This is a genomic window from Chryseobacterium sp. UF-81, assembly GCF_058245105.1.
In genome coordinates, this window is sequence record NZ_JBSIBX010000011.1 from 33,230 (window position 1) to 55,249 (window position 22,020).

The 22,020-nt window shown below is 38.6% G+C and carries 21 protein-coding genes; 16 read left to right on the forward strand and 5 right to left on the reverse strand.

From position 1 onward, the window contains the following. Positions 1-3: 3 nt before the first annotated feature. Positions 4-552 (reverse strand): SPOR domain-containing protein, encoded by a 549-nt coding sequence (locus tag AC4IFE_RS15050; protein WP_490757963.1) that lies wholly within the window; start codon positions 550-552, stop codon positions 4-6. Positions 553-734: 182 nt separating this feature from the next. Between AC4IFE_RS15050 and AC4IFE_RS15055 the strand changes: the two genes are divergently transcribed. From AC4IFE_RS15055 to AC4IFE_RS15125, 15 genes are all read left to right on the forward strand, one after another. Beyond that, the gene (locus tag AC4IFE_RS15055; protein WP_490757964.1) at positions 735-2,096 is read left to right on the forward strand and encodes a c-type cytochrome; all 1,362 of its coding nucleotides are present in this window, start codon (positions 735-737) and stop codon (positions 2,094-2,096) included. A gap of 23 nt (positions 2,097-2,119) precedes the next feature. Next, a complete protein-coding gene (locus AC4IFE_RS15060; RefSeq protein WP_490757965.1) occupies positions 2,120-5,185 on the forward strand; it encodes a TAT-variant-translocated molybdopterin oxidoreductase in 3,066 nt (1,021 codons plus the stop codon). Positions 5,186-5,210: 25 nt separating this feature from the next. After that, positions 5,211-6,608 (forward strand): NrfD/PsrC family molybdoenzyme membrane anchor subunit, encoded by a 1,398-nt coding sequence (gene nrfD / locus AC4IFE_RS15065; RefSeq protein WP_048501388.1) that lies wholly within the window; start codon positions 5,211-5,213, stop codon positions 6,606-6,608. Further along, the gene (locus AC4IFE_RS15070) at positions 6,595-7,116 is read left to right on the forward strand and encodes a DUF3341 domain-containing protein (protein WP_184163928.1); all 522 of its coding nucleotides are present in this window, start codon (positions 6,595-6,597) and stop codon (positions 7,114-7,116) included. Before nrfD ends, AC4IFE_RS15070 begins: the two co-directional genes overlap by 14 nt. Continuing rightward, positions 7,109-7,822, forward strand: a complete 714-nt coding sequence (locus AC4IFE_RS15075; protein ID WP_490757966.1) for a c-type cytochrome — start codon at positions 7,109-7,111, stop codon at positions 7,820-7,822. Before AC4IFE_RS15070 ends, AC4IFE_RS15075 begins: the two co-directional genes overlap by 8 nt. Before the next feature lie 8 nt (positions 7,823-7,830). Further along, on the forward strand, positions 7,831-9,162 hold the full coding sequence (locus AC4IFE_RS15080; RefSeq protein ID WP_490757967.1) for a quinol:cytochrome C oxidoreductase: 1,332 nt from the start codon (positions 7,831-7,833) through the stop codon (positions 9,160-9,162). A gap of 167 nt (positions 9,163-9,329) precedes the next feature. Continuing rightward, positions 9,330-10,349 (forward strand): hypothetical protein, encoded by a 1,020-nt coding sequence (locus tag AC4IFE_RS15085; RefSeq protein ID WP_490757968.1) that lies wholly within the window; start codon positions 9,330-9,332, stop codon positions 10,347-10,349. Positions 10,350-10,502: 153 nt separating this feature from the next. Next, a complete protein-coding gene (locus AC4IFE_RS15090) occupies positions 10,503-11,699 on the forward strand; it encodes a hypothetical protein (RefSeq protein WP_490757969.1) in 1,197 nt (398 codons plus the stop codon). Between the two features lie 3 nt (positions 11,700-11,702). Then, positions 11,703-12,239 (forward strand): adenine phosphoribosyltransferase, encoded by a 537-nt coding sequence (locus tag AC4IFE_RS15095; RefSeq protein ID WP_490757970.1) that lies wholly within the window; start codon positions 11,703-11,705, stop codon positions 12,237-12,239. 17 nt (positions 12,240-12,256) lie between these two features. Next, a complete protein-coding gene (locus tag AC4IFE_RS15100; RefSeq protein WP_490757971.1) occupies positions 12,257-12,847 on the forward strand; it encodes a Crp/Fnr family transcriptional regulator in 591 nt (196 codons plus the stop codon). A 93-nt stretch (positions 12,848-12,940) separates the two neighbouring features. Beyond that, a complete protein-coding gene (locus AC4IFE_RS15105; protein WP_490757972.1) occupies positions 12,941-13,573 on the forward strand; it encodes a LysE family translocator in 633 nt (210 codons plus the stop codon). A gap of 33 nt (positions 13,574-13,606) precedes the next feature. Next, on the forward strand, positions 13,607-14,671 hold the full coding sequence (locus AC4IFE_RS15110) for an SMP-30/gluconolactonase/LRE family protein (protein WP_490757973.1): 1,065 nt from the start codon (positions 13,607-13,609) through the stop codon (positions 14,669-14,671). 87 nt (positions 14,672-14,758) lie between these two features. Beyond that, a complete protein-coding gene (locus tag AC4IFE_RS15115) occupies positions 14,759-15,466 on the forward strand; it encodes a YfgM family protein (RefSeq protein ID WP_490757974.1) in 708 nt (235 codons plus the stop codon). 3 nt (positions 15,467-15,469) lie between these two features. After that, the gene (gene ribH / locus AC4IFE_RS15120) at positions 15,470-15,988 is read left to right on the forward strand and encodes a 6,7-dimethyl-8-ribityllumazine synthase (protein WP_336377896.1); all 519 of its coding nucleotides are present in this window, start codon (positions 15,470-15,472) and stop codon (positions 15,986-15,988) included. 220 nt (positions 15,989-16,208) lie between these two features. Further along, the gene (locus AC4IFE_RS15125) at positions 16,209-18,287 is read left to right on the forward strand and encodes an LTA synthase family protein (protein WP_490757975.1); all 2,079 of its coding nucleotides are present in this window, start codon (positions 16,209-16,211) and stop codon (positions 18,285-18,287) included. On the opposite strand, the gene AC4IFE_RS15130 is transcribed toward AC4IFE_RS15125, so the two are convergent. Genes AC4IFE_RS15130 through AC4IFE_RS15140 form a run of 3 tightly spaced genes read right to left on the reverse strand, consistent with a single transcriptional unit; the run spans position 18,277 to position 20,054 of the window. Beyond that, entirely contained in the window at positions 18,277-19,404 is a 1,128-nt protein-coding gene (locus AC4IFE_RS15130; protein ID WP_490757976.1) for a glutathionylspermidine synthase family protein, read from the reverse strand. The two genes, AC4IFE_RS15125 and AC4IFE_RS15130, sit on opposite strands and share 11 nt — an antisense overlap. A gap of 3 nt (positions 19,405-19,407) precedes the next feature. Continuing rightward, positions 19,408-19,734 (reverse strand): hypothetical protein, encoded by a 327-nt coding sequence (locus tag AC4IFE_RS15135; protein ID WP_490757977.1) that lies wholly within the window; start codon positions 19,732-19,734, stop codon positions 19,408-19,410. Then, positions 19,734-20,054 (reverse strand): hypothetical protein, encoded by a 321-nt coding sequence (locus tag AC4IFE_RS15140; RefSeq protein WP_490757978.1) that lies wholly within the window; start codon positions 20,052-20,054, stop codon positions 19,734-19,736. Before AC4IFE_RS15140 ends, AC4IFE_RS15135 begins: the two co-directional genes overlap by 1 nt. Before the next feature lie 77 nt (positions 20,055-20,131). On the opposite strand from AC4IFE_RS15140, the gene ypfJ reads away from it, so the two are divergent. After that, positions 20,132-20,980 carry a KPN_02809 family neutral zinc metallopeptidase gene (ypfJ, locus tag AC4IFE_RS15145; RefSeq protein ID WP_490757979.1) on the forward strand — a complete coding sequence of 283 codons (849 nt, stop codon included), beginning with the start codon at positions 20,132-20,134 and terminating at the stop codon, positions 20,978-20,980. 56 nt (positions 20,981-21,036) lie between these two features. Here the strand turns inward: ypfJ and AC4IFE_RS15150 are convergent, their stop codons facing one another. Next, positions 21,037-21,879, reverse strand: a complete 843-nt coding sequence (locus AC4IFE_RS15150; RefSeq protein ID WP_490757980.1) for a GLPGLI family protein — start codon at positions 21,877-21,879, stop codon at positions 21,037-21,039. Positions 21,880-22,020: the final 141 nt, after the last annotated feature.

Genomic DNA, 22,020 nt, shown 5'->3' on the forward strand with positions numbered 1-22,020 from the left:
CTGTTATCTTGCTTCAGAACAGAAAATCCTGTACTGTACAGCAATTGCCGATTTGAAATATTCTCTTATTTTTGACAGGTCCGAAGATGCACTTTGTTTCGTAAAATAGCTTCCTGCTAAAATTTTATAATTCGGTCTTAAAGAAGCATCTGTTTCCACTTTCAGGTTCGGGAATCTTTTTCTGAAATAAGATTTCACCTCGTTGGCTTCTTCGTTGCTTTTAACTGTTGTGATCTGGATCTTAAATCCTAAAATTCTCGGATTCTTACGACAGATTTCTGCATTGGTCAGTTCTCTGCTCGGCACATAGATCTTCGGAGGCCTTGGAGTTGTCACAATTCCGCTGTCCGTATTATTTTCCCTTACCGAAGAACCGCCTGCAGTTCTTGAACATTTATCTTCAATTCCTCCCAAAGCAGCGCTTATTTTGGAATCCATAGTCATAGTAAGCTCTGTTCCGGCCAGAGTATCTTTTTGAACAACCTGTTGGGCTTCAATACTATAAAACCCAAATAAAGATAATATTGAAAATATTTTGATTAAATTTCTCATTTAAACTTGTTTCTGCAAATCTATTAAAATTAAAAAATTATACCAAACAACACTATTTAGAATCAATACAAATTAAACGTAAATGATATTTTCCCTTTTCCATATACCGTTAAATTCCTGTTAAAAATATTATTTTTGCCGAATTGATTGGTTCAATATTTTACTAACATAAGATAATTTAAATGATTAGTTGGAGAAAGCATTATAAACAAACGTTGATCGCGATAGGCTTATTGCTATCAACCAGTGCTTCAATTTACGGGCAAGACGGCGATCCTAAAAACGGCGAAAAACTTTTCAAAGCGAATTGTACTGCATGTCACGCGCTGGACAAACAAGTAATAGGACCTCCTTTGAAAGGGGTTGTAGAACGAGTAAAGACAGAAGGTGGTGTAGACAAAGATTGGCTTCACAAGTGGATCAAAGACAACAAAGCTCTTAGAGCTTCTGGGGATAAATACGCCAACGAGATTTTTGAAAAGTTTAATAAGACTGAAATGTTACAGTTTCCAAATCTTACAGATAAGGATATTGATGACATTTTAGCGTTTACGACTAATCCTCCGGCTCCCGAGCCAGCTAAAACTGACAACAAAGCGACTGCAACAGACGCAACAGCTGCAGCACCGGCAGACAAAACAACAACGAGTGTTGTTATTATTTCGCTTATTGCAATAGCAGCTTTATTAGTTTGGATCTTAATTAAACTGAGACAATTGGTGAAATTGGGTCAATCTGAAGACTTAGCTGGACTTAACGAAACAAGAGTTAAATCCTTCAGCGAAATCTATGAGAAATACCATTACATCGGTAAAGCATTATTGGGAATCCTAGCCCTTCTGGCCGCTTATGGAGTTTGGAACTGGATCATGTGGATCGGGGTTTACAAAGGATATAAGCCGGAACAGCCTATCTACTTCTCTCACAAAATTCACGCCGGAGAGCAAAAAATTGACTGTCAGTTATGTCACTCCAGCGCCAAATACGGAAAAGTATCTGAAATTCCTTCCATGAACGTTTGTATGAACTGTCACAGAACAATTTCTGAGTATAACGCAGATCATTACATGGAACCAGGAAAAGATAAAGCATTCTACGACGGTGAGATCCAGAAGATCTATGCAGCAACAGGCTGGGATCCTGCAAAACAGCAGTACACTGGAAAAACACAGCCGGTTGAATGGACCAGAATCCACAACATGCCAGACTTCGTGTACTTCAACCACTCTCAGCACGTAGTAGCGGGTGAGCAGGCGATCATCAATTCTTTCAACAAAAAGAATCCAAACAACAAAATTGATGTTGTATGTAAAGCTTGTCACGGAAAAATTGATACAATGAATGTTGTTCAGATGGCTAATGACTTCACTATGGGATGGTGTATTGAGTGCCACAGAACTACTGAGGTTGATATGAACAACGGTTATAATAAAGAATACTTCAAAAATCTACATGACAAGTTGAAAAAACAATATCCTCAGGATGGTGGTAAGATCACTGTAGATGCAATTGGAGGTCTTGAGTGTGGTAAATGTCATTATTAATAACTAAAAAATTAGAAGTATAAATGGCTTCAAACAAAATACAATTTAGAAGTATTCATGAACTTAAAGATCCGGCTTTGAACAATAAGCTGGCTCAGAAAGAGTTTCAGGAAGAAATTCCGGTAGAAGATTTCCTTGGAGATGCTGAACAGAACGGATCCAGTACTTCAAGAAGAGATTTCTTAAAAATATTAGGATTCTCTACAGCAGCCGTAACATTGGCTGCCTGTGAAGCTCCGGTAATCAAAACGATTCCTTATGTGGTAAAACCACACGATATTATTCCGGGGGTTCCGAATTATTACGCTTCAACTTATTTTGACGGATTCGACTTCGCCAGCGTTTTAGTAAAGACCCGTGAAGGAAGACCTATCAAAATAGATCCGAACCCGGCAGCAGGAGATTTAGGAAAAACTAACGCAAGAGCTCAGGCAAGTGTACTTTCTCTTTATGATAACGATAAAGTAAAGCAACCTAAACTGGACGGTAAAGACGAAACTTTTGATAAAGTAGACAGTTTTGTCCTTAAGGGTCTGGCAGATGCCAATGCAGCAGGTAAAAAGATCGTGCTTTTGTCACACTCTTTCCCTTCTCCTACTTTCAAAAAGTTATTTGCTGAGTTCAAAGCTAAATATCCTACTGCTGAACTTGTAACGTATGATGCTTATCCTCACTCTGCAGCTTTAGATGCAGCTCAGGAAGTATTCGGACAGAGAGCATTACCGGTTTATGACCTTAAAGGTTCAGAATTGGTTGTTTCTTTCCAGGCGGATTTCTTAGGAGATTATAATGCTTCAAGCTTAGAAACATCTTACGCAGCAGCAAGAAAGCCGGGACCAAACATGTTGAGACACATTCAGGTGGAATCCAATATGTCATTGACTGGTGCCAATGCTGACTCAAGATACAGATTAAAGCCAAGTGCTGTAAACAAAACATTAGTTGAAGTTTACAATGCAATCGTAGGCGGTGGTACTTCAGACAAGACTGCTACTGAAATTGCAAACGAACTTAAGGCAAAAGGCAGCAAAGCTGTTGTTTTGGCAGACGGTTCTAAAGGAGCACAGGTTTTAGCACATTTAATCAACCAAAAATTAGGATCAGTTGCTTTCACAGGTAAAGCTAACTTCCTGAAAGAATTTGATAAAGCAAGATACCAGGAATTCTTAGGATGGGTAAACGCAGGTCAGGTTGGCGTATTGATCGCAAACAATGTAGACCCTATCTACTCTCATCCAAAAGGAGAAGATTTCAAAAAGTCTTTAGCTAAAGTTGCTTGTGTAGTAGCGGTGGCCGATAAGAAAAATGAAATGTATAAAGCAGCGAAAGCTGTAATCCCGGTAGCTAACTGGCTTGAGTCTTGGGGTGATATTGAGCCTCAGACCGGAGCATATTCATTAATGCAGCCAACGATCCAGAAAATCTACAAATCAAGACAGATTGAAGAATCTCTATTGGTTTGGAAGAATGGCAAAAACAATGCTGCCAATAATTATTATGACTATCTGAAAGCGAGTTCTGCCTCTATCTTGGGAGCTACTTCATTCAACAAAGCTTTATACAACGGTTTCACGACTTCAAATAATGCAACTGCATTATCTTATTCAGGAGGAAATGCAGCCCAGGCTATTGCTGAACTAGGAAACTTCAAAGCTTCTGAATTAGAATTGGTATTATACACCAAGCCTTCAATGGGTGACGGTACTCAGGCTAACAACCCTTGGCTTCAGGAATTACCGGATCCTATCACAAGAATGTCTTGGGATAACTATTTGACAATTTCTCCTAAAGACGCAGAAAAATTTGCGATTGAAAACGACCTTAATGCAAGAATGCAGCTGGACGGTTCTATCGTAAACCTTACTGTAAACGGAGTAACAATAAAAGACGTTCCTGTATTCATTCAACCGGGACAGGCGGAAGGATCTGTAGGTCTTGCGCTTGGATACGGTAAGAAAGATTCAGGTACAACTGCTGATACAGGAGTAAACGCTTATCCTTTATTTGACGGTTCTAACTTAGTTGTTTCAGGAGTTAAAATCGAAAAAACAGGAGAAGACCACGAATTTGCAGGTATCCAGCTTCAGAATACATTGATGGGACGTTACGAAATTGCTAAGGAAGTTCCTTTGGCTGAGTTCTTAAACGTAGCATTTGATGATGAGCACAAAGGATGGAATAAGCCTTTGGAATACCACACCATCAGCGGAGCTCTTCCGGCAAGAAAGATTGACCTTTGGGATGCTTTTGATGACACGGACGGACCTCACTTCAACTTATCTATCGACCTGAACTCTTGTACTGGTTGTGGAGCATGTATCATTGCTTGCCAGGCAGAAAACAACGTTCCTGTAGTAGGTAAAGAAGAAATCAGAATGTCCAGAGATATGTATTGGTTAAGAATTGACCGTTACTATTCTTCAAGACAGAAGGTAGAAGTATACGAAGGATTGAAAGAAGGAATGGCAGTACCAGAATTGTACGGTACAGCATTCGGAGACGGAGGTGCGCTAAACCACCCTGCAGACAATCCGGATGTAATCTTCCAGCCGGTAATGTGTCAGCACTGTAACCACGCTCCTTGTGAAACTGTATGTCCGGTAGCGGCTACTTCACACGGTAAGCAAGGTCAGAACCATATGGCTTATAACAGATGTATCGGTACAAGATATTGTGCTAACAACTGTCCTTATAAAGTAAGACGTTTCAACTGGTTTACGTATAACCTGAATGACAAGTTCGATTTCAACATGAATAACGATCTTGGAAGAATGGTACTTAACCCGGATGTAGTAGTAAGAACGAGAGGGGTAATGGAGAAATGTTCAATGTGTATCCAGGAAACTCAAGCTACAATCTTAGCTGCGAAGAGAGAGAACAGAAAAGTAACAGACAACGAATTCAAAAATTCTTGTGCTTGTGCTGCTGCTTGTTCTACCGGAGCAATGACGTTTGGAGACATGAATGACAAAGAATCTGAAGTGAGAGAATTATACTCCAGCAACAGAAGATATTATTTACTTGAAGAGATCGGCACAAAACCAAACGTGTTCTATCACACTAAAGTAAGAAACAGAGTAGAAAAATAAAGTTTAAATAATAAATAGGTAAAAAATGTCAGGACATTACGAAGCTCCGATAAGGGAACCTCTAATTATTGGTCACAAAACTTATCACGATATCACAGAAGATATTGCACGACCTATCGAAGAAAGAGCAGGTAAACTATGGTGGATCTCACTATATGCAGCCTTAGTTCTATTCATCTACGGATTTGGCTGTATCGCCTACACTATCGGAACAGGTATTGGAGCATGGGGGCTTAACAGAACTATTAACTGGGGTTGGGATATTACCAACTTCGTATGGTGGGTAGGTATCGGTCACGCCGGGACCCTAATCTCCGCAGTATTATTATTATTTAGACAGCGTTGGAGAATGTCTGTAAACAGATCTGCAGAGGCGATGACGATCTTTGCGGTTGTACAGGCAGCAATCTTCCCTGTAATCCACATGGGTAGAGTTTGGGTAGGATATTGGGTATTCCCATTACCTAACCAGTTCGGTTCTCTTTGGGGGAACTTTAACTCTCCTCTACTTTGGGACGTATTTGCGATCTCTACGTATTTCTCAGTATCAACTGTATTCTGGTTCATGGGACTAATCCCTGACTTTGCAATGATCAGAGATAGAGCTAAAACTCCATGGACAAGAAAAATTTATACATTCCTGGCATTCGGATGGGGTGGTAAAGCAAAACACTGGCAGAGATTCGAAGAACTTTCTTTGGTCCTAGCAGGTTTAGCAACTCCACTTGTATTCTCCGTACACACCACGGTATCTTTTGACTTCGCAACTTCGGTTATTAAAGGATGGCACTCTACAATCTACCCTCCTTACTTCGTTGCCGGTGCGATTTTCTCAGGATTCGCAATGGTACAAACCTTATTGCTGGTTGCCAGAAAAGTATGTCACCTTGAAGAATACATCACAATGTATCATATCGAAATTATGAACATCGTAATTATCTTAACAGGTGGTATGGTAACTGTGGCTTATGCTACTGAATATTTCATCGGATGGTACTCAGGATCAAGATTCGAAGACTTTACATATCTTTCTCCGGGTGCTGCTGTAGGACCTTACTGGTGGGCATTCTGGTCACTAATCATCTGTAACCTTGTTATTCCTGCTTCATTCTGGTTCAAGAGACTAAGAACGAACATTATCTGGACCTTCATCGTTGCATTGATCATCAACATCGGTATGTGGTTCGAGCGTTTTGACATCATCGTTATCAACCTTTCAAGAGATTACTTACCAGGATCTTGGACGATGTTTAAACCAACGATCATTGATGTGGGTGTATATTTAGGAACAATCGGATTCTTCTCTGTATTATTCTTATTATACGCAAGAACATTCCCTGTAATTGCACAGGCTGAATTAAAATCGATTCTGAAAATTTCAGGTGAAACTTATAAAGCAAAAGAAGGAGATGAGCACCACTAAAATTGTATACGGACTTTATGCTGACGACGACGATTTGATGAACGGCGTTAAAGCATTCAACGATAAAGGGATTGCGATAAACGAAGTTTATACTCCATTCCCGGTTCACGGACTTGATAAAGCTTTAGGGTTAAAGAAAACCAGAATTTCTGATGCTGCATTCTTCTACGCTCTTTACGGTGTTACCATCGGTGCTACTGTAACATGGTATGTGATGAATCACGACTGGCCTCAAAATATTGGTGGTAAACCTGCTTTTGACTGGGCACACAACATGCCTGCATTCGTAGTTCCAATGTTTGAATTAATGGTATTCTGTGCAGCTCACATGATGTCTCTAACCTTCCTTGTTAGAAACAAAATGTATCCGGGAGCTCCGGCTCAGAATCCTGATCCAAGAACTACTGACGATAAATTCATGATGGAATTTGTAACTGATGACGTAGAGTCTGTAAAACAGTTGCTTATTGAAACCGGGGTTGAAGAAATAACTGTTAAAGATGCTTAAAATGAAAAAGAATGTATTAAAAATTACAGCTGTTTTAGGTTTAACAACGGTTTTACTTAATTCTTGCGGACCAAAAGAAAATACACCATTGGTATATTTTCCTGATATGTACTTTCCCGTAGCTTATGATCCGTTGATGAAAGCTCAGGATGCTTATTCAGATCATGAAAATGAGATCCCTGCATTTGTAAAAAATAATGGCGCAACAGGTCTTTCTCCTGTAGAAGGAAGTGTTGCTCAAAATAAAGACGGGATTTTTGAAGAAAGCCTTCTGCCTAAAAATGCAGACGAGTATAATGCAGGTTATGACGCTTCCAAAACAATGACAACATCACCTCTTAATCCGGCTAATGCAGCTAAAGATATTGAAAGAGGAAAAATGCTGTTTGATCATACTTGTGCAGCATGCCACGGAACTGGTGGAGATGGGCAGGGTCCAATTGTACAAAGCGGAGCTTTCTCTGGTGTACCTAACTATGCTGACAGAGATATTACTGTAGGATCTGTTCATTATGTATTAACTAACGGTAGAAATGCAATGGGATCTTATGCTGGCCAGCTTAACCCTGGTGACAGATGGAGAGTGGCAATGTATGTGATGAGTGCCTTCAAAAAAGGAGCAGCAGCACCTGCAGCAGCTACAACGGCTACAGCTACACCAGCTGCTGCCCCAACAACAGAGACTACTACCGCAACTAAAAAATAAGAAAAGAAATGTATAGTTTTTCACCAAAATTAAAATCAACTTCTATAATCCTTCTTGTTGTAGGTTTAGTTCTATTTGCTATCGGTTTCTTTATGAATAAAGGAATGACTACTGAAAAAATAGAGCACATGATGGAAGCGGTTCATTCTGCCGGTCATACTGCCCCTACACACTCAAGTGAAATGGTAGGACCTCAGGATCATGCGTCTCATTTAGAGCATGCAGAGCTTCAGGTTCACAACCAACCTCTTGCATCGCTGCATTTTGTAGCTGTCTTTTTCTTTGGAGTAAGTTGTGCTGTATTGTTTTTTTACTGTATTCAGCATGCTGCACATGCAGGTTGGCCTATTATTATTACAAGAGTAATGGAAGCTATTGCTTCTTATATCCCATATGGCGGTGCCATTCTGGTTATTATGATGATATTGAATATCACTCACAATGGCCACTTATTTCACTGGATGGATCCTGAATTAACAGATCCTAATTCTGCACATTTCGATGTGATCCTGTTCGAAAAGAAAAGATTCTTAAACATTCCTTTCTATGCGATCAGAACTTTAATCTATGTGATTGGTGCTTCTTTCTTTGCATGGAAACTTAAAGCTCAGTCTAAGAAAGTAGATGAAACTAAATCTAAGGTAGATTATCAGATGCTTTACAGATGGGCGGTAGGATATATTGCATTCTTCGGATTTGCTTCTGCTGCTTGGGCTTGGGACTGGTTGATGTCTATTGACCCTCACTGGTATTCTACAATGTATATCTGGTATTCAATGGTAAGCTGCCTTTCAAGTGGAATCGCTGTGATCATCCTTCTAAGTGTTTACCTGAAGAAAAACGGATTCTTACCTCAGTTCAATGACAACCACTTACACGATTTAGGAGTATTCCTTTTCGCTACAAGTATGCTTTGGACATACACATGGTTTGCCCAGTTCATGCTTTACTGGTATGCGAACGTTCCGGAAGAGGTTAACTACTTCTTTGGAAGATTCCAGCACTACGGACCTACATTCTTACCAATGCTGATCATCAACTTCTTATTACCTTTATTGGTATTAGTAAGCAGTAGCATCAAGAGAAACTACAAGGTAGTAACAACAATGGCTGTAGTGGTTATTTTAGGCCACCTTTTAGACTATTTCAATATGGTAATGCCGGGAACGGTAGGACCTTACTGGAAAAATCCTGAAGTATTCCTGTTAATAGCAGGAGCTGTTCTATTCGTAGCAGGATTGTTTATGTTTACTGTATTAAGCGCTTTATCTAAATTAAAGTTAATTCCTACAGGAAACCCATTCTTACATGAATCTGAAATTTATGAGTATCCTTTCTAAGAACTTGTAACAGAAATAAAATAAAAAAGACTGATTGTAATGATCAGTCTTTTTTTTGTGCAGATAAGTGAACATTTTAAACTGTTCAGGCAACCATTTTGAATTTTGAGGGTCTTTATAATAAAGATCAGTGAATTATTTCAGTAAACCATAAACAAAATAGTATTATGAAAAGAAGTTATCAGCTCTTCACCCTGTTCATTTTTTTATTCAGCCTTATTCAGGCACAGTCCATAACTTTCGTTTCCGAACATACGAATAAACCTCTGCCTAAAGTTTCAGTCTTCGGAAAAGACGGAAGCATTATTGCTTTTTCTGATATCGACGGTAAAATTGATAAACAGGCGATATCTCCCTCCCAGGAAAAGTTCCAATTGGTCTACAACAATTTTCCGGTGGCCCTTCTCTCCTATTCAGAGCTCAATCAGGATATCATTAAAATCAATGATCAGGTCAGGGAAATAGAAACTGTGGTCATTAAGAATACAAAGCCTGCAAAATATATTGTCATCAAAGGAAATTTCAACGCTTATGTAACGGTCAACAATAAGCTTAACAGCTACACAGATGGAATCGTAACCTATATTTTTGACAACAAAACCAAAAAACTGAAAAGCACAAATGTTGAACAGTATAGAGTCTTCAGACTAGGAGCCAAAAATGAGAAGAAAGAAACTTCAACATGGGATTATGGCAGTTCCTTACAGCTTCCGAAGCTCAAAAATGTGGGAAATCCAGAAGAGTACAAAACCAAAAGAAATACCATCAAAGAATTAAAAGGTGACCGTAAAGATCAGATCGAGGTAACGGGTGCCGCTCTCCAGGAAAAAGAGTTTTCTCTATTTGGATTCAGATTCTATGATATCCGGACAATCCTCAATATGTCTTTCGAAAAAGGGTCAGAAAAAAGCCTGAAAGATTTCCTTGAGTACAATGAGGTGGCTTTTGTAAAACTTAAACATAAAAGCGAACCGAATTACAACCAGATCATCCTTTACAATAACTTTTATCCTGCAGAACTTAGTTTCAGTAATGATGATGATATAGAAAAAGTGAAATTCAATAAGGATAACAGCAATTACAAAACTCCATACTGGAAGGACTCTGCTTTCCCGAATATGCAGACCATTTTCAGTTCATTTTTCAAAGATGATCTGAAAGAGCAGCCGAATAAAGCAGGAAACTAAGCTTTCAATACAAGTTCATCGCAAATCATAAACAAGATTCAGAAAAAATAGCAGCACTACACGGAAAGCTCAGAAAGCTAAAACAGAACAAAACAAAAATAAAAACTCACTATTAATAAAGGTTTTATTAAATTTGCAACAAACCAAATAAAAATGAAAAAGTTTTCTTTTCTACTTGTTTTCAGTCTGTTGCTTTTTACGGCATGCAAGAAGGATCATGTAGATGCTACGAATACTAAAACGCTGCAGTCAAGTATCAATGACATGACTTCCAGCCTTTCAACAATTAAACAGATCAAGTTCAATGAAGCGCTTTATATCCTAAAGACGTTCGGTGTAGAGGCAGACGGTGATGTAGAGGAACTTAAAGCTCTTGGAAAGCTTATTGACGGAAAAAAAGTGCCTGAAATTCTTGCATTGGCTGATGAAGTTGCACAGAAAAACGGAATTGAATGGGCCAGTACATCCCCACCTTCTCTTGGGGAAATGAATATCTTCGGAGATGATAAAGCCAAAGAAACCGATGCCAATGATGTAAAAGCAAGCTCACTAAGCATTATGACCAGGCCAACCGGCGATGACGGATCCGGAGCGCCTACAGCTATTCAGATCGTACCAAGACTTGTAGATGGTTCAGGAAACCCTGTTTCATTTACCGGGGCCGGCCTGGAAGCCACTTTGGAAGTATTCAGTAACGGTGTCAAGCTTTCTACTGCCAAAAACCTGATGCAGGATAATAATTTTAAAGGATTCAATTTAAAATTCTCTTCAATTCCTGCAGCAAAAGTAGTAGACAATAAAATAGATATAACGGTTTCAGTAAAAACTACGGCAAAGACATTTAAAATGTCTAAAATCGGACTCGACGTTAATGCGTCTGCCTTAAAAGTTCCTGCTGTACCTAAAACTGATTCGACTTCTGTAACGCAGGATCCTAACGCTGTAATCGATCCAAACAATCCTACAGCTGTGCCAACGACACCTGCAGATCCAAATGCTGCAACAACACCAGCTGCTCCCAAACAGCCGGCTGCAGATCCAAAAAGTACAGTAAGCAAGTTCTTAAACAACGTAAGCTCACAAAACCTTAAGGCCGCCTATGAAACGTCAAGCAACCCTAGCTGGGGAAGCTATGAATCTTTCTCCAATCCAACTTCAGGCTTTGGATCAGTGAAAAACGTAAGTGTTAAAAACATTGCCACCAATGGTACAACAGCCAACGGAGCAAGTGTCAATGCAACCTATGATGTAACAGATAAGAACGGGAAGACAACTTCTTTAAAAGTAACTTTCGGACTTAAAAATGTAAATGGAGACTGGAAAATTTCCAGCTATAAAATAAACCCTTAATTAATGGCTTCACAAGAACTGATCAAAAAACTGGAAGAAACAATTGAAAACTTTCCTGATTTTCCCATTCCGGGAATTCAGTTCAAGGATATCTCGCCCATTTTTCTGGACCCAAAGCTTTATGAGGATGTCATTGCAGATCTTACCGCCTTCAGCAAAGGAAAGGTAGATGCAGTCTGCGGAATAGAAAGCAGAGGCTATCTGTTCGGAATTGCCATTGCGGTAGCACTGGAAGTTCCTTTCATTTTAATCAGGAAATCAGGAAAACTGCCGCCACCCATTATTTCGGAAAAATATGATCTGGAATATGGAAGTGCTATAATTGAAACACGTGAAGGACAGATTAAACAGGGACAAAGAATTCTTATTCATGACGATCTATTAGCAACAGGAGGAACTACCGAAGCAGCCGCAAAACTTGTGGAAAAACAAGGGGCAACTGTTTCGCAATTCAGTTTCCTTATTGGCCTGAAAGGTTTGAACGGAGATGAAAAACTGAAAAAATTCAATGCCGAAATCTATCATATTTTAGAATACTAAATGATAATCAGGAAAATATGAGTTCAATCAAAATTTCCGATGCACAAGAACTGAGGGCGCATTTTGAAGAACTCATTCATTTAACTGATGAAGAATTTGCGTCCATACTTTCTTACTTCACTGTAAAAAAATTAAAAAAACATCAGTTTCTTATACAGATCGGGGATCATGTACATCATTCATACTGGGTAAAAAAAGGTTTACTGAAAGCAACCTTTATAGATGAGAAAGAAAAAGAGCATATCATTCAGTTCGCAATGGAAAACTGGTGGATCACCGATTATCAGGCTTACTTTACCCAAACACAGGCTATTGTAAATGTTGACTGCCTGGAAGACTCCGAATTATATTGTTTATCCTACGAAAACCGGGAAAAACTTTGCTCTGAACTGCAGAAAGTAGAATATTTTTTCAGGAAAAAAGCGAACAGCGGATTTGTTGCCTTACAAAAAAGGATGCTTTCCCTTCTGTCAAATAATATAAAAGAACGCTATGAAATTCTTCTTTCACAGTACCCGGATCTTTTTCAACGGGTATCAAAAACCATAATTGCTTCTTACCTGGGAGTTTCAAGAGAATCTCTAAGCCGTTTAAATTCCAGATTGTGAGATACATCACAAAATAATTGTGACATTGCTCCTTTTGCCCGCAATGCTATAAACTGATCTTTGTATTCAATTTTAATACAATTCAGTTTATACATGTTACCGATTACTCAACTTATTTATTTTTCATTGTCTGTTGTAGTGCTGATCATTATTCCGGGCCCAACAATGCTGTATCTGATTTCCCGCTCCTTACTGCAAGGGCAAAAAGCAGGAATGATTTCTCTGCTTGGAATTGTTACGGGTGATCTTTTTTACATCCTGTTATCCTCATTCGGACTTTCAGCCGCACTTTTTTCATTTCCTTTATTGTTTTATATAGTAAAGATATCCGGTGCCCTGTACTTGGTTTATCTCGCTTATCAGGCCGTACGAGCACCTTCTTTTGACAGCACAAAATCAGACAACAGTTTGATAAAAGATAAGCCGCAAAAATTATTTGCCATCGGTTTGCTAACCACCATTTCAAACCCTAAAGTAGCGTTGTTTTTTGTTTCTGTATTTTCACAGTTCCTGGATCCGAAATCCGGAGACATAGGACATCAGTTTTTACTTTTGGGCTCCGTCTTTATTACAATCAGTCTCTTAATAAATTCTTTAATTATTTTCAGCGCGTCGAAATCAAAGATAAGGCTGAGTAAAAATCCAAAACTGATAAAGGTCCAGAACTGGGCCATCGCCGGTATTTTAATGGCATTGGCAATAAAAATGGCTTTTACAGGCATATAGTATTTTCAATTATTTACATAAAATATCTTCTCCATGAAAAATATAATCCTTGTTTTTGTATTATTTATACATGCAGCAGTGGGCTGTCAGAAAAAAAACACCAGTCCCATTTCACCAAAAGTTCATATGAGTCTTTTTGCAGAAAGCAAAAACCAATGGACAGGAATTGCCATTTCAAAGAACAATCGTGTTTTTGTGAATTTTCCAAGATGGTCTGCAGACACTCCCGTTTCAGTGGCAGAAATCATTAACGGAAAAACCATCCCGTTTCCGGATGCAGCATGGAACCGATGGAATGAAAATGCAGACAGCAAAAACCAGTTTATCTGTGTCCAAAGTGTTTACATTGACGAACTTAACCAGCTGTGGATTTTAGACACGGGATATGACTTAAAGACAGATGTAACCAAAGGAGCCTTTTTATATTGTTTTGATCTACGAAATAATAATCTAAAAGTAAAATATACATTATCTGTTGAGAAGATCAGCCCAAAGGCTTATTTAAATGATTTCAGGATTGATAATCAAAATCACTCCGTTTATTTTACCGATTCGCAGGTTGGCGGAATTGTGGTTTTGGATATGATAACTGCTGATGTAAGGAGAGTACTTTCCAATCACTATTCCACACTTGCAGAAACAGATAAAATAGTAATAGAGGGATATGAAAGAAAACATCCGGTACATTCTGACGGAATTGCAATAGATCCTGATAAAAAACACCTCTATTACTGCACACTTATGGGCAAAAACATATACAGAATACCGATATCATCGCTATTGAATAAAAATCTCTCCGATGATTCACTTCAGGCAACAGTAGAAAAATATGCAGAAAGCACAGCCAATGATGGAATCATATTTGACAAAAAGGGAAATTTGTATCTAAGCAGTTTAGAGAAAAATGCCATCAGCAGAATTGATAAAAACAGAATTTTATCAGAAATCATCAGCGACCCGAAAATAAAATGGCCGGATTCTTTTGCCTTCGATAAGGCCGGAAATTTGTATTTCACCATCTCACAGATCCATTTACCAAAAGAAAGAAGGACAAAATATAAAATCTTCAGATTGAAATTTTATAATAAAACAGAATAATTTTTCCGGGAATAACAATAATACTCACAAAGTATTTTGTAAATCATTCAGAAACAATTAAATTTGCATTTCAATTTTTAAAAACTTATGGCAAAATTGGGAAAGAATGCTCCAAATGAGCAAGAAGGTAAAGAAACGGTTGAGTTCTTCAAAGACCTTGACAGAGAAGCTTTAAACACTGAAAGATTCCTTGAGAAATACTCCAAGCAATTGGGTATTGTATTCGGGGTACTGGTTTTGGGTGTTTTAGGATTCTTTGCTTACAAACAGTTTGTAGTGGCTCCTAAGAATGTTGAAGCTGTAAAAAGTTTCCTCGCTGCTCAGAAAAAACAGACGGAAGGTAAAGATAAAGAAGCTTTAGGCGGAAAATCTGCAGCTAATCCAGGTTTTATAGGAACATATAACGAATATTCGAATACGAAGGTTGGTGAACTTTCTGCTTATAATGCAGGTTTGTTAAAATTCAAAGAAGGAAAATTCCAGGAAGCTTACGATCTTTTAGATAAATTTTCATCTGACAACAAAACATTAATGGCATTGAAATACGGTGCTATGGCAGATGCAAAATCAGGTCTTAACAAAAACGATGAAGCTCTTTCCTTATTAGACAAAGCGTCAACTGCTTCTGATGATCCTTATACCACTTACTATTTCACAAGAAAAGCAGGTATTGTAGCATTAGGATTAAAGAAAAATGCAGAAGCTAAAAAATATTTCTCCGCAATTGACGAGAAATACCAGGACTATGATAACGGAATGTCTGATTCTTATATTGAAATGACTAAATACTTTTAAAAAATGGCAACAGTTAATCTTTCCGATTACAAGCCACTTCATATAACAAATGCCGAAGAATTTTCTATCGGCATTGTTTTTTCTGAGTGGAATGATTTTGTAACGTACAATCTTCGTGATGCAGCTTTGGAAATTCTTGAAAAAGAAGGAGTAAAACCAGAAAACATTAAGCTTTTTCCGGTTCCGGGTGCTTTTGAACTCAACTATGCAAGCATGCAGCTTTGCAAAGAAAGAAAATATGACGCAGTAATTGCTATCGGATGTGTAATCCGTGGCGAAACTCCACACTTTGATTTTGTATGCTCAGCAGTGGCACAGGGAATCAAAGACTGCAATGTCTTAACGGACACTCCTACTATTTTCTGTGTTCTCACCGATGACAATAAGGAACAGTCCATTGCCAGAAGTGGTGGAGATCTGGGAAACAAAGGGGTAGAAGCAGCCGTAACCGCTCTGAGAATGATTGATTTCAAGAAAAATCTTTCTGATAAAAAAGGAAACATCGGTTTCGGACATCCTTAATTTTTAATACATCTTAACATTATACGGGACTATTTTTTTAATAGTCCTTTTTTATTGATATTCAGCTTGCCATTAACTTTTTAGATTACCCGTCATTCATTACACAATACGTTAAATCTTCATTAATAATTCAAAAAAGTGATAAGGAATAACATGTTTCTGCTTTTTTCCATTAAAAGTTATATACAAAAACTATCTTTGCGGAATTAATCTAACCTACATGTTTCCAAGTAAAATAAAACCATTCTTGTATTTAGGGATTTTCTATCTTATTATTTCGTTCATTGTACGGATTATATTTTTATTTCATCCTATCACTACGGCCACTTTCGGGTTCTTTGAAATCATTAAAGTCTTGTCAATTGGTCTGTTGAATGATATTTTTGTTTTTACTTTAGCCAGTACCTTATTGGCCGTTTACTTTTTATTTCTTTCCAATTCCAAATACAGAAAGCCATACGGATATATTATTTTTGGAGCCTTAGTACTCTTTTTCCTTTATATCTTATTGATTCCGAATAATATCTTCAATCAGTACGGAGGATCTGTTTCAGAAGTAGCTTTGGCTTTCGTAGGAATCAAGACCCTTTTCTTCGGTCTGATGCTTTTCCTTCCTTCAAAGAGGGTAAAGATCCGTAATGCATTGTATTTCATTACGTTATTACTATACGTTCTTCTGATTATCTTTAATGCTGTAAGTGAATATTTCTTCTATAATGAATTCGGGGTACGCTATAATTTCATTGCGGTAGATTATTTGATATACACCAATGAGGTCATCGGGAACATTATGGAAAGCTATCCTGTTATTCCTTTGTTTTTAGCTATTCTCCTGGCCACTTTAGCCGTTACATGGTTCATTTATAAAAAAACAAAAGATGAGCTTTTAGAGCTGCCGAACTTTAAACAAAAAATGGTATTGCTGGGGACTTTTATGGTGCTGGTTAGCCTCAGTCTTTTGGGAGTATCTTCATTAATGCAGATCAGATCGGACAATGTTTTTGCTGATGAGATCGAAAATAACGGGCTTCCCAAGTTTTATTGGGCTTTTACCCACAATGAATTGGATTATTTCCAGTTTTATCCTCAAATTGGACAGCAGGAAGCTGAAAAGAATTTTTTGAGCCAATATTCAGAACCAACGTTACCAAGAAATGTAGTTTCGGAGCAGCCGGAACTTAAGAAAAATGTAGTTCTTATCTCTATAGAAAGCTTATCCGCTGATTTTATGGAGCATTATGGGGGTACTTTAAAGATTACTCCTTTCCTGGACAGCCTGGCAGACCGTTCGATGATGTTTACCAATCTGTATGCTACCGGAAACAGAACCGTAAGGGGACTTGAAGCTTTAACACTGTGCATTCCTCCCACTGCAGGAGAAAGTGTCATCAAAAGAGACGACAATAAAAACAAGTTCACCACAGGAAGTGTATTCAGATCCAAAGGCTATGATGTGAAATTTCTCTACGGAGGTTACAGCTATTTCGATAATATGCAGGACTTCTTTGCAGGAAACGGATATGATATTGTTGACAGAAACAATTTCAAACCTGAAGAAATCACTTTTGCCAACGTTTGGGGTGTTGCCGATGAAGATATGGCAAAAAAAGCAATCCAGACCATGAATGCCGAAGCCAAGTCCGGAAAGCCGTTTTTCAACCACTGGATGACGGTTTCCAACCACAGACCTTTTACTTATCCTGATGGAAGGATTGACATTCCCGGAACAGCAAAATCCCGTGACGGCGGGGTAAAATATACCGACTACTCACTCAGAATGTTCTTTGAAATGGCTAAAAAGCAAGACTGGTACAAAAACACAGTCTTTGTGATCATTGCCGATCACTGTGCCTCCAGCGCAGGGAAAACAGAACTTCCTGTGGACAAATACAGAATTCCGGCGATGATTTTTTCAGAAGGTTTCATCCAGCCTCAGAAGTTTGATAAGCTGATGTCTCAGATAGATATCATGCCTACCCTTTTCGGACTGCTGAATTTCAGTTATCAATCTAAATTCCTTGGGCAGGATGTCTTCAGAAAAGAATTCCAGCCAAAAGCTTATATAGCCACATACCAGGATCTTGGCTTGGTAAAAGACGGACATTTAACGATCATTTCTCCGGTAAAAAAAGTAAAACAGTATGCCTTACAGTTGGAATCCAGCAGCCTTGCTCCTGAATTCAAGCTGTATTATAATGAAAAACTGATGAAGAATCCTGATCAGAAACTGGTCAATGATGCTGTTTCTGCCTATCAGTCCACTTCATTCTGGCTTAAAGAGAAAAAACTCAACCGATAAGGTGAGGAACAAAACGGCTCTGGTTATTGGTGATCAGATGAACACTCTCCCTGATCCCAATACCGGCAGGCTCCTGCCCGATGATCCAGCTGCCAATCACCGGATAATTCCCCTCAAAATTAGGAAGGTCAAATAACTGCTGGTAAATAAAGCCTTCTTTGCCATATATTCCATCATTCTCCTCAACAGGAATATTATTTTTATGTAAAATTACATTGGCTCCCTCTCTGGAATAAACAGGCTTTTTAGCAAAATCTTTCAGATGTCTGGGTTCAAAATAAGACTCCAACAAGTAAGGATGATTGGGATACATCTCCCAAAGGATAGGAAGAAGAGCCTTGGAAGAAAGTAAAATTTTCCATGCAGGCTCAATCCATTGCGACCGGAAACCGTTTTTAACCAGTTTCTCTCCAAAACCGTCTGCAAGGATCCACTCATAAGGATAAAGCTTGAAAATATATTCCATAATCGACCGGTCAGCCGCAATGAATTCGGAAATATCCTCAGCCCAGCCAATATCCTGAACAGGAATGAATTCCGTATCGAATCCTGCCTGAGAAGCACAGTCCCGCATGTATTCTACATTGGTAACATCTTCAATATTGGTAAGAGAAGCAAAATAAATATGATGCGGGTTCATGTAATTTTTAAGATGCTTCCAGTAATCCACCAGTTTCTCATGAATGGAATTAAACTGATCTTTATAGGGAAACAGTTCCTGAAGCCAGTACCATTGTATCACCGAACCTTCATATAGTGAAGTCGGCGTATCAGCATTAAATTCCAGCAGCTTCAGATTTTTTCCGTCAAAACCAAAATCAAATCTTCCGTAGATGGAAGGATGATCTTCTTCCCAGCTTGTAATGATATATTTCCGGAACCATTCAGGAATATTGAATTTCTCCCAAAGATTTTTTTCAATGATATAATCCACCGCCTCCAGACACATCTGCCAGAGTTCTGCAGTAGCCTTTTCTATTGTATTAATTTCCTCCGGGCTAAACTGGTAATAATGACTTTCATCCCAATAAAGGCCATCCAGGGAGTGGTATCCGAAGCCAAGATTCTCTAGTTTATGCTGCCAGTTTTTCCTGAACTGTGATTGAATTCTTTCCATACTTTATGATGATGCACTAAAACCGCTTCTTCCCAATTGTCCTCTTACTACATTTCCTTTGAAATTATTTCTTCCGATATTGGATTTGCTGCTTATCGCATCACTATAATAGCCGGCCTTCTGATAAGATCCGTAGCTATAAGCCCCATACGGTCTGAATGCATGATAAAGAAGGACTCCCGTCAGAAAGCCATGGCTCCTCGTGTAAGAAGCTGTAGTATCCGACCTCATATAGACTTTCTTTTCTTTTTGATCCTTAGGCTTTTCCTGAGAACAGGCAGCCAATACGCCCGTTACAAAAAGTAATTTTATAGAACTGGACTTTTTCATTATTGAACCGTTATAAAAAATTCATAGTCTTTTTTCGTTTTGGCAACATGGTTATAGCCGTCACTGTCTTCTCCTCCTACAAGAGTGTCGCCCAAAGCAGGAATGGTATCTTTTTTAATGATCTCCTTAAAAAGCTTTTTATTTTTCCAGATTTTGTGTTTCGTAATAAGAACATCTGCTGTATCGAGATGTTCAACAGAAAGTACTGTTTCAATAGAACCAGTCTTATCTACATTATTTACTTCATCTTCTTTTTCTTTTTTACATGCTGTAAATGCCATGATCCCAACTGATAACAGGCAAAGTTTAATTTTTTTCACGTCGGCTGTAATTTTTCACAAAAGTAGTAATTTAGTAATGATATTATTTTAAATTTACAGGGCAAAAAAAATTTGTTATGAAATGGACAGACGATAGAAGCGATAACGTTGATGACCGACGAGGATCCGGCGGAGGCGCTCTTGTAGGTGGTGGATTGGGAACCCTGATCATTGCCGCAATTATATTCTTTTTAGGGGGCGACCCTTCATCTTTACTTTCTTCCGGAGGCGGAAGTTCTTCCCCTACCGAACAGAGAGAGTTAAGTGCCAATGAGCTTCAAATCCGTGAATTCGTAAAGATGGTCACTGCTGAAAATGAGCAGACCTGGACCAAAATTTTTGCTGAAAACGGAATGCAATATCAACCTGCCGTAGTTGTTTTATTTGAAAGTACAACGCAATCCGGTTGTGGAACAGCACAAGCTGCCATGGGACCTTTTTACTGTCCCGCGGATCAAAAGGTTTATATGGATATGAGCTTTTTTAAAGAGCTTCAACAGCAATTTGGTGCACAGGTTACAGAATTTTCCATTGCCTATGTAATGGCTCACGAAATGGGTCACCATGTGCAGACTCTTTTAGGAACCACTCAGAAAGTAGATGCCCTAAGAAGAAGCGGAAGATATTCCGAAGCAGATTTAAACAGGGTTTCAGTAGCTACAGAACTACAGGCAGATTTCTATGCGGGTGTTTGGGCTAAGCAGACAGACAACAGGGAGCATATCCTGGAGCCGGGTGACGTTCAGTCTGCCATAGAAGCAGCAGAAGCTGTGGGCGATGACAATATCCAGAAAAGATCTCAGGGTTATGTCAACCAGGAGAGTTTTACCCATGGATCATCTGCACAGCGTAAAGAATGGTTTATGAAAGGGTATAATACAGGAGATATCAAACAGGGAGATACTTTTAACCAACTTTTAAAATAAATCCTTCTTTATACAATAAAAAATAACCCCTGGAGAATTTCTCCAGGGGTTATTTTTTATTGCAGTTCAATCGGGTTGCTGTTCTTCTTGGCTTCCTCTTTCACTCTCTCTTCCATTCGTTTCCTCATATCCGCAGGATTCTGATTTCCTCCTCTTCCGCCACCAGCTCTCGGTGGTGCAGGGAAACCTCCTCCACCGCCACTCTGCATGAATGACATAGGATCTGTTTTAAATTTCTCCTGCTGTTTCAGATAATCTGACCTTTTTACTTTTAAAGTGTTTCCAAACTGGTTGAGCGTTACAATTTCAGCAATTTTATAATTCTTCATCAAATCAAAAGAATAGTCTCCTTTATCATCTTCTACTTTTACGATCAGTCCCGGAAGACCCCCGAACTTATATGGCCCATCCTGATAAGGCAGATCGGTGGTAAACCAGGCCGTCCATGTTCTTCCGGCAAAATCTGTTGTTGCTTTCTGAACTTTATAACCTCCAATCTTAGTGGTTTCAGAAGATATTTTCCAGTTCAGGGGACGGTCTTCCTCGTAAACATAGACATCCCTCCCGATTCTGTCCTTAAAATATGTTTTCTGGCTGGCCTTATCTTTTTCTACAGAATAGTTGATATTGGTTCTTACCCCTTCCATTTGTTCTCTGCTCACGGAACCTCTGCCTCCGCCTCCCTGGAAAGCCTTCTGCAGGATGGAATCTCTCTTATACCTGTTTTCTGAATAAAAAAGAGACTTTTCCGCGGAGATATCTAAATATGCGTTTTCAGTTTTAATATCACTTTTATTTTCTGCATCCGGTTTCATGGTGACCTGATAAACAAATCGATTGTTCTGTACAGAAATATGCTGCATAAATAGCGCTAAAGCAATGATGCCTATTTTTTTCATTATAGAATAAATTTATTGTTTGGATTTCAAAAGGTTAACAAAGTTAAGCCATCAATAATAAAAATCGATAAAATAAAATTTCGGATTTTTATTTCCTAATTATTGTACGTATTTTTGCATAATTAAATCATTCTAAATAAA

What these genes read in the sequence shown, in the direction of transcription:
- AC4IFE_RS15050 (WP_490757963.1), bottom strand. Translation starts at nt 552, where the DNA reads ATGAGAAATTTAATCAAAATATTTTCAATATTATCTTTATTTGGGTTT.
- AC4IFE_RS15055 (WP_490757964.1), top strand. Translation starts at nt 735, where the DNA reads ATGATTAGTTGGAGAAAGCATTATAAACAAACGTTGATCGCGATAGGC.
- AC4IFE_RS15060 (WP_490757965.1), top strand. Translation starts at nt 2,120, where the DNA reads ATGGCTTCAAACAAAATACAATTTAGAAGTATTCATGAACTTAAAGAT.
- nrfD (WP_048501388.1), top strand. Translation starts at nt 5,211, where the DNA reads ATGTCAGGACATTACGAAGCTCCGATAAGGGAACCTCTAATTATTGGT.
- AC4IFE_RS15070 (WP_184163928.1), top strand. Translation starts at nt 6,595, where the DNA reads ATGAGCACCACTAAAATTGTATACGGACTTTATGCTGACGACGACGAT.
- AC4IFE_RS15075 (WP_490757966.1), top strand. Translation starts at nt 7,109, where the DNA reads ATGCTTAAAATGAAAAAGAATGTATTAAAAATTACAGCTGTTTTAGGT.
- AC4IFE_RS15080 (WP_490757967.1), top strand. Translation starts at nt 7,831, where the DNA reads ATGTATAGTTTTTCACCAAAATTAAAATCAACTTCTATAATCCTTCTT.
- AC4IFE_RS15085 (WP_490757968.1), top strand. Translation starts at nt 9,330, where the DNA reads ATGAAAAGAAGTTATCAGCTCTTCACCCTGTTCATTTTTTTATTCAGC.
- AC4IFE_RS15090 (WP_490757969.1), top strand. Translation starts at nt 10,503, where the DNA reads ATGAAAAAGTTTTCTTTTCTACTTGTTTTCAGTCTGTTGCTTTTTACG.
- AC4IFE_RS15095 (WP_490757970.1), top strand. Translation starts at nt 11,703, where the DNA reads ATGGCTTCACAAGAACTGATCAAAAAACTGGAAGAAACAATTGAAAAC.
- AC4IFE_RS15100 (WP_490757971.1), top strand. Translation starts at nt 12,257, where the DNA reads ATGAGTTCAATCAAAATTTCCGATGCACAAGAACTGAGGGCGCATTTT.
- AC4IFE_RS15105 (WP_490757972.1), top strand. Translation starts at nt 12,941, where the DNA reads ATGTTACCGATTACTCAACTTATTTATTTTTCATTGTCTGTTGTAGTG.
- AC4IFE_RS15110 (WP_490757973.1), top strand. Translation starts at nt 13,607, where the DNA reads ATGAAAAATATAATCCTTGTTTTTGTATTATTTATACATGCAGCAGTG.
- AC4IFE_RS15115 (WP_490757974.1), top strand. Translation starts at nt 14,759, where the DNA reads ATGGCAAAATTGGGAAAGAATGCTCCAAATGAGCAAGAAGGTAAAGAA.
- ribH (WP_336377896.1), top strand. Translation starts at nt 15,470, where the DNA reads ATGGCAACAGTTAATCTTTCCGATTACAAGCCACTTCATATAACAAAT.
- AC4IFE_RS15125 (WP_490757975.1), top strand. Translation starts at nt 16,209, where the DNA reads ATGTTTCCAAGTAAAATAAAACCATTCTTGTATTTAGGGATTTTCTAT.
- AC4IFE_RS15130 (WP_490757976.1), bottom strand. Translation starts at nt 19,404, where the DNA reads ATGGAAAGAATTCAATCACAGTTCAGGAAAAACTGGCAGCATAAACTA.
- AC4IFE_RS15135 (WP_490757977.1), bottom strand. Translation starts at nt 19,734, where the DNA reads ATGAAAAAGTCCAGTTCTATAAAATTACTTTTTGTAACGGGCGTATTG.
- ypfJ (WP_490757979.1), top strand. Translation starts at nt 20,132, where the DNA reads ATGAAATGGACAGACGATAGAAGCGATAACGTTGATGACCGACGAGGA.
- AC4IFE_RS15150 (WP_490757980.1), bottom strand. Translation starts at nt 21,879, where the DNA reads ATGAAAAAAATAGGCATCATTGCTTTAGCGCTATTTATGCAGCATATT.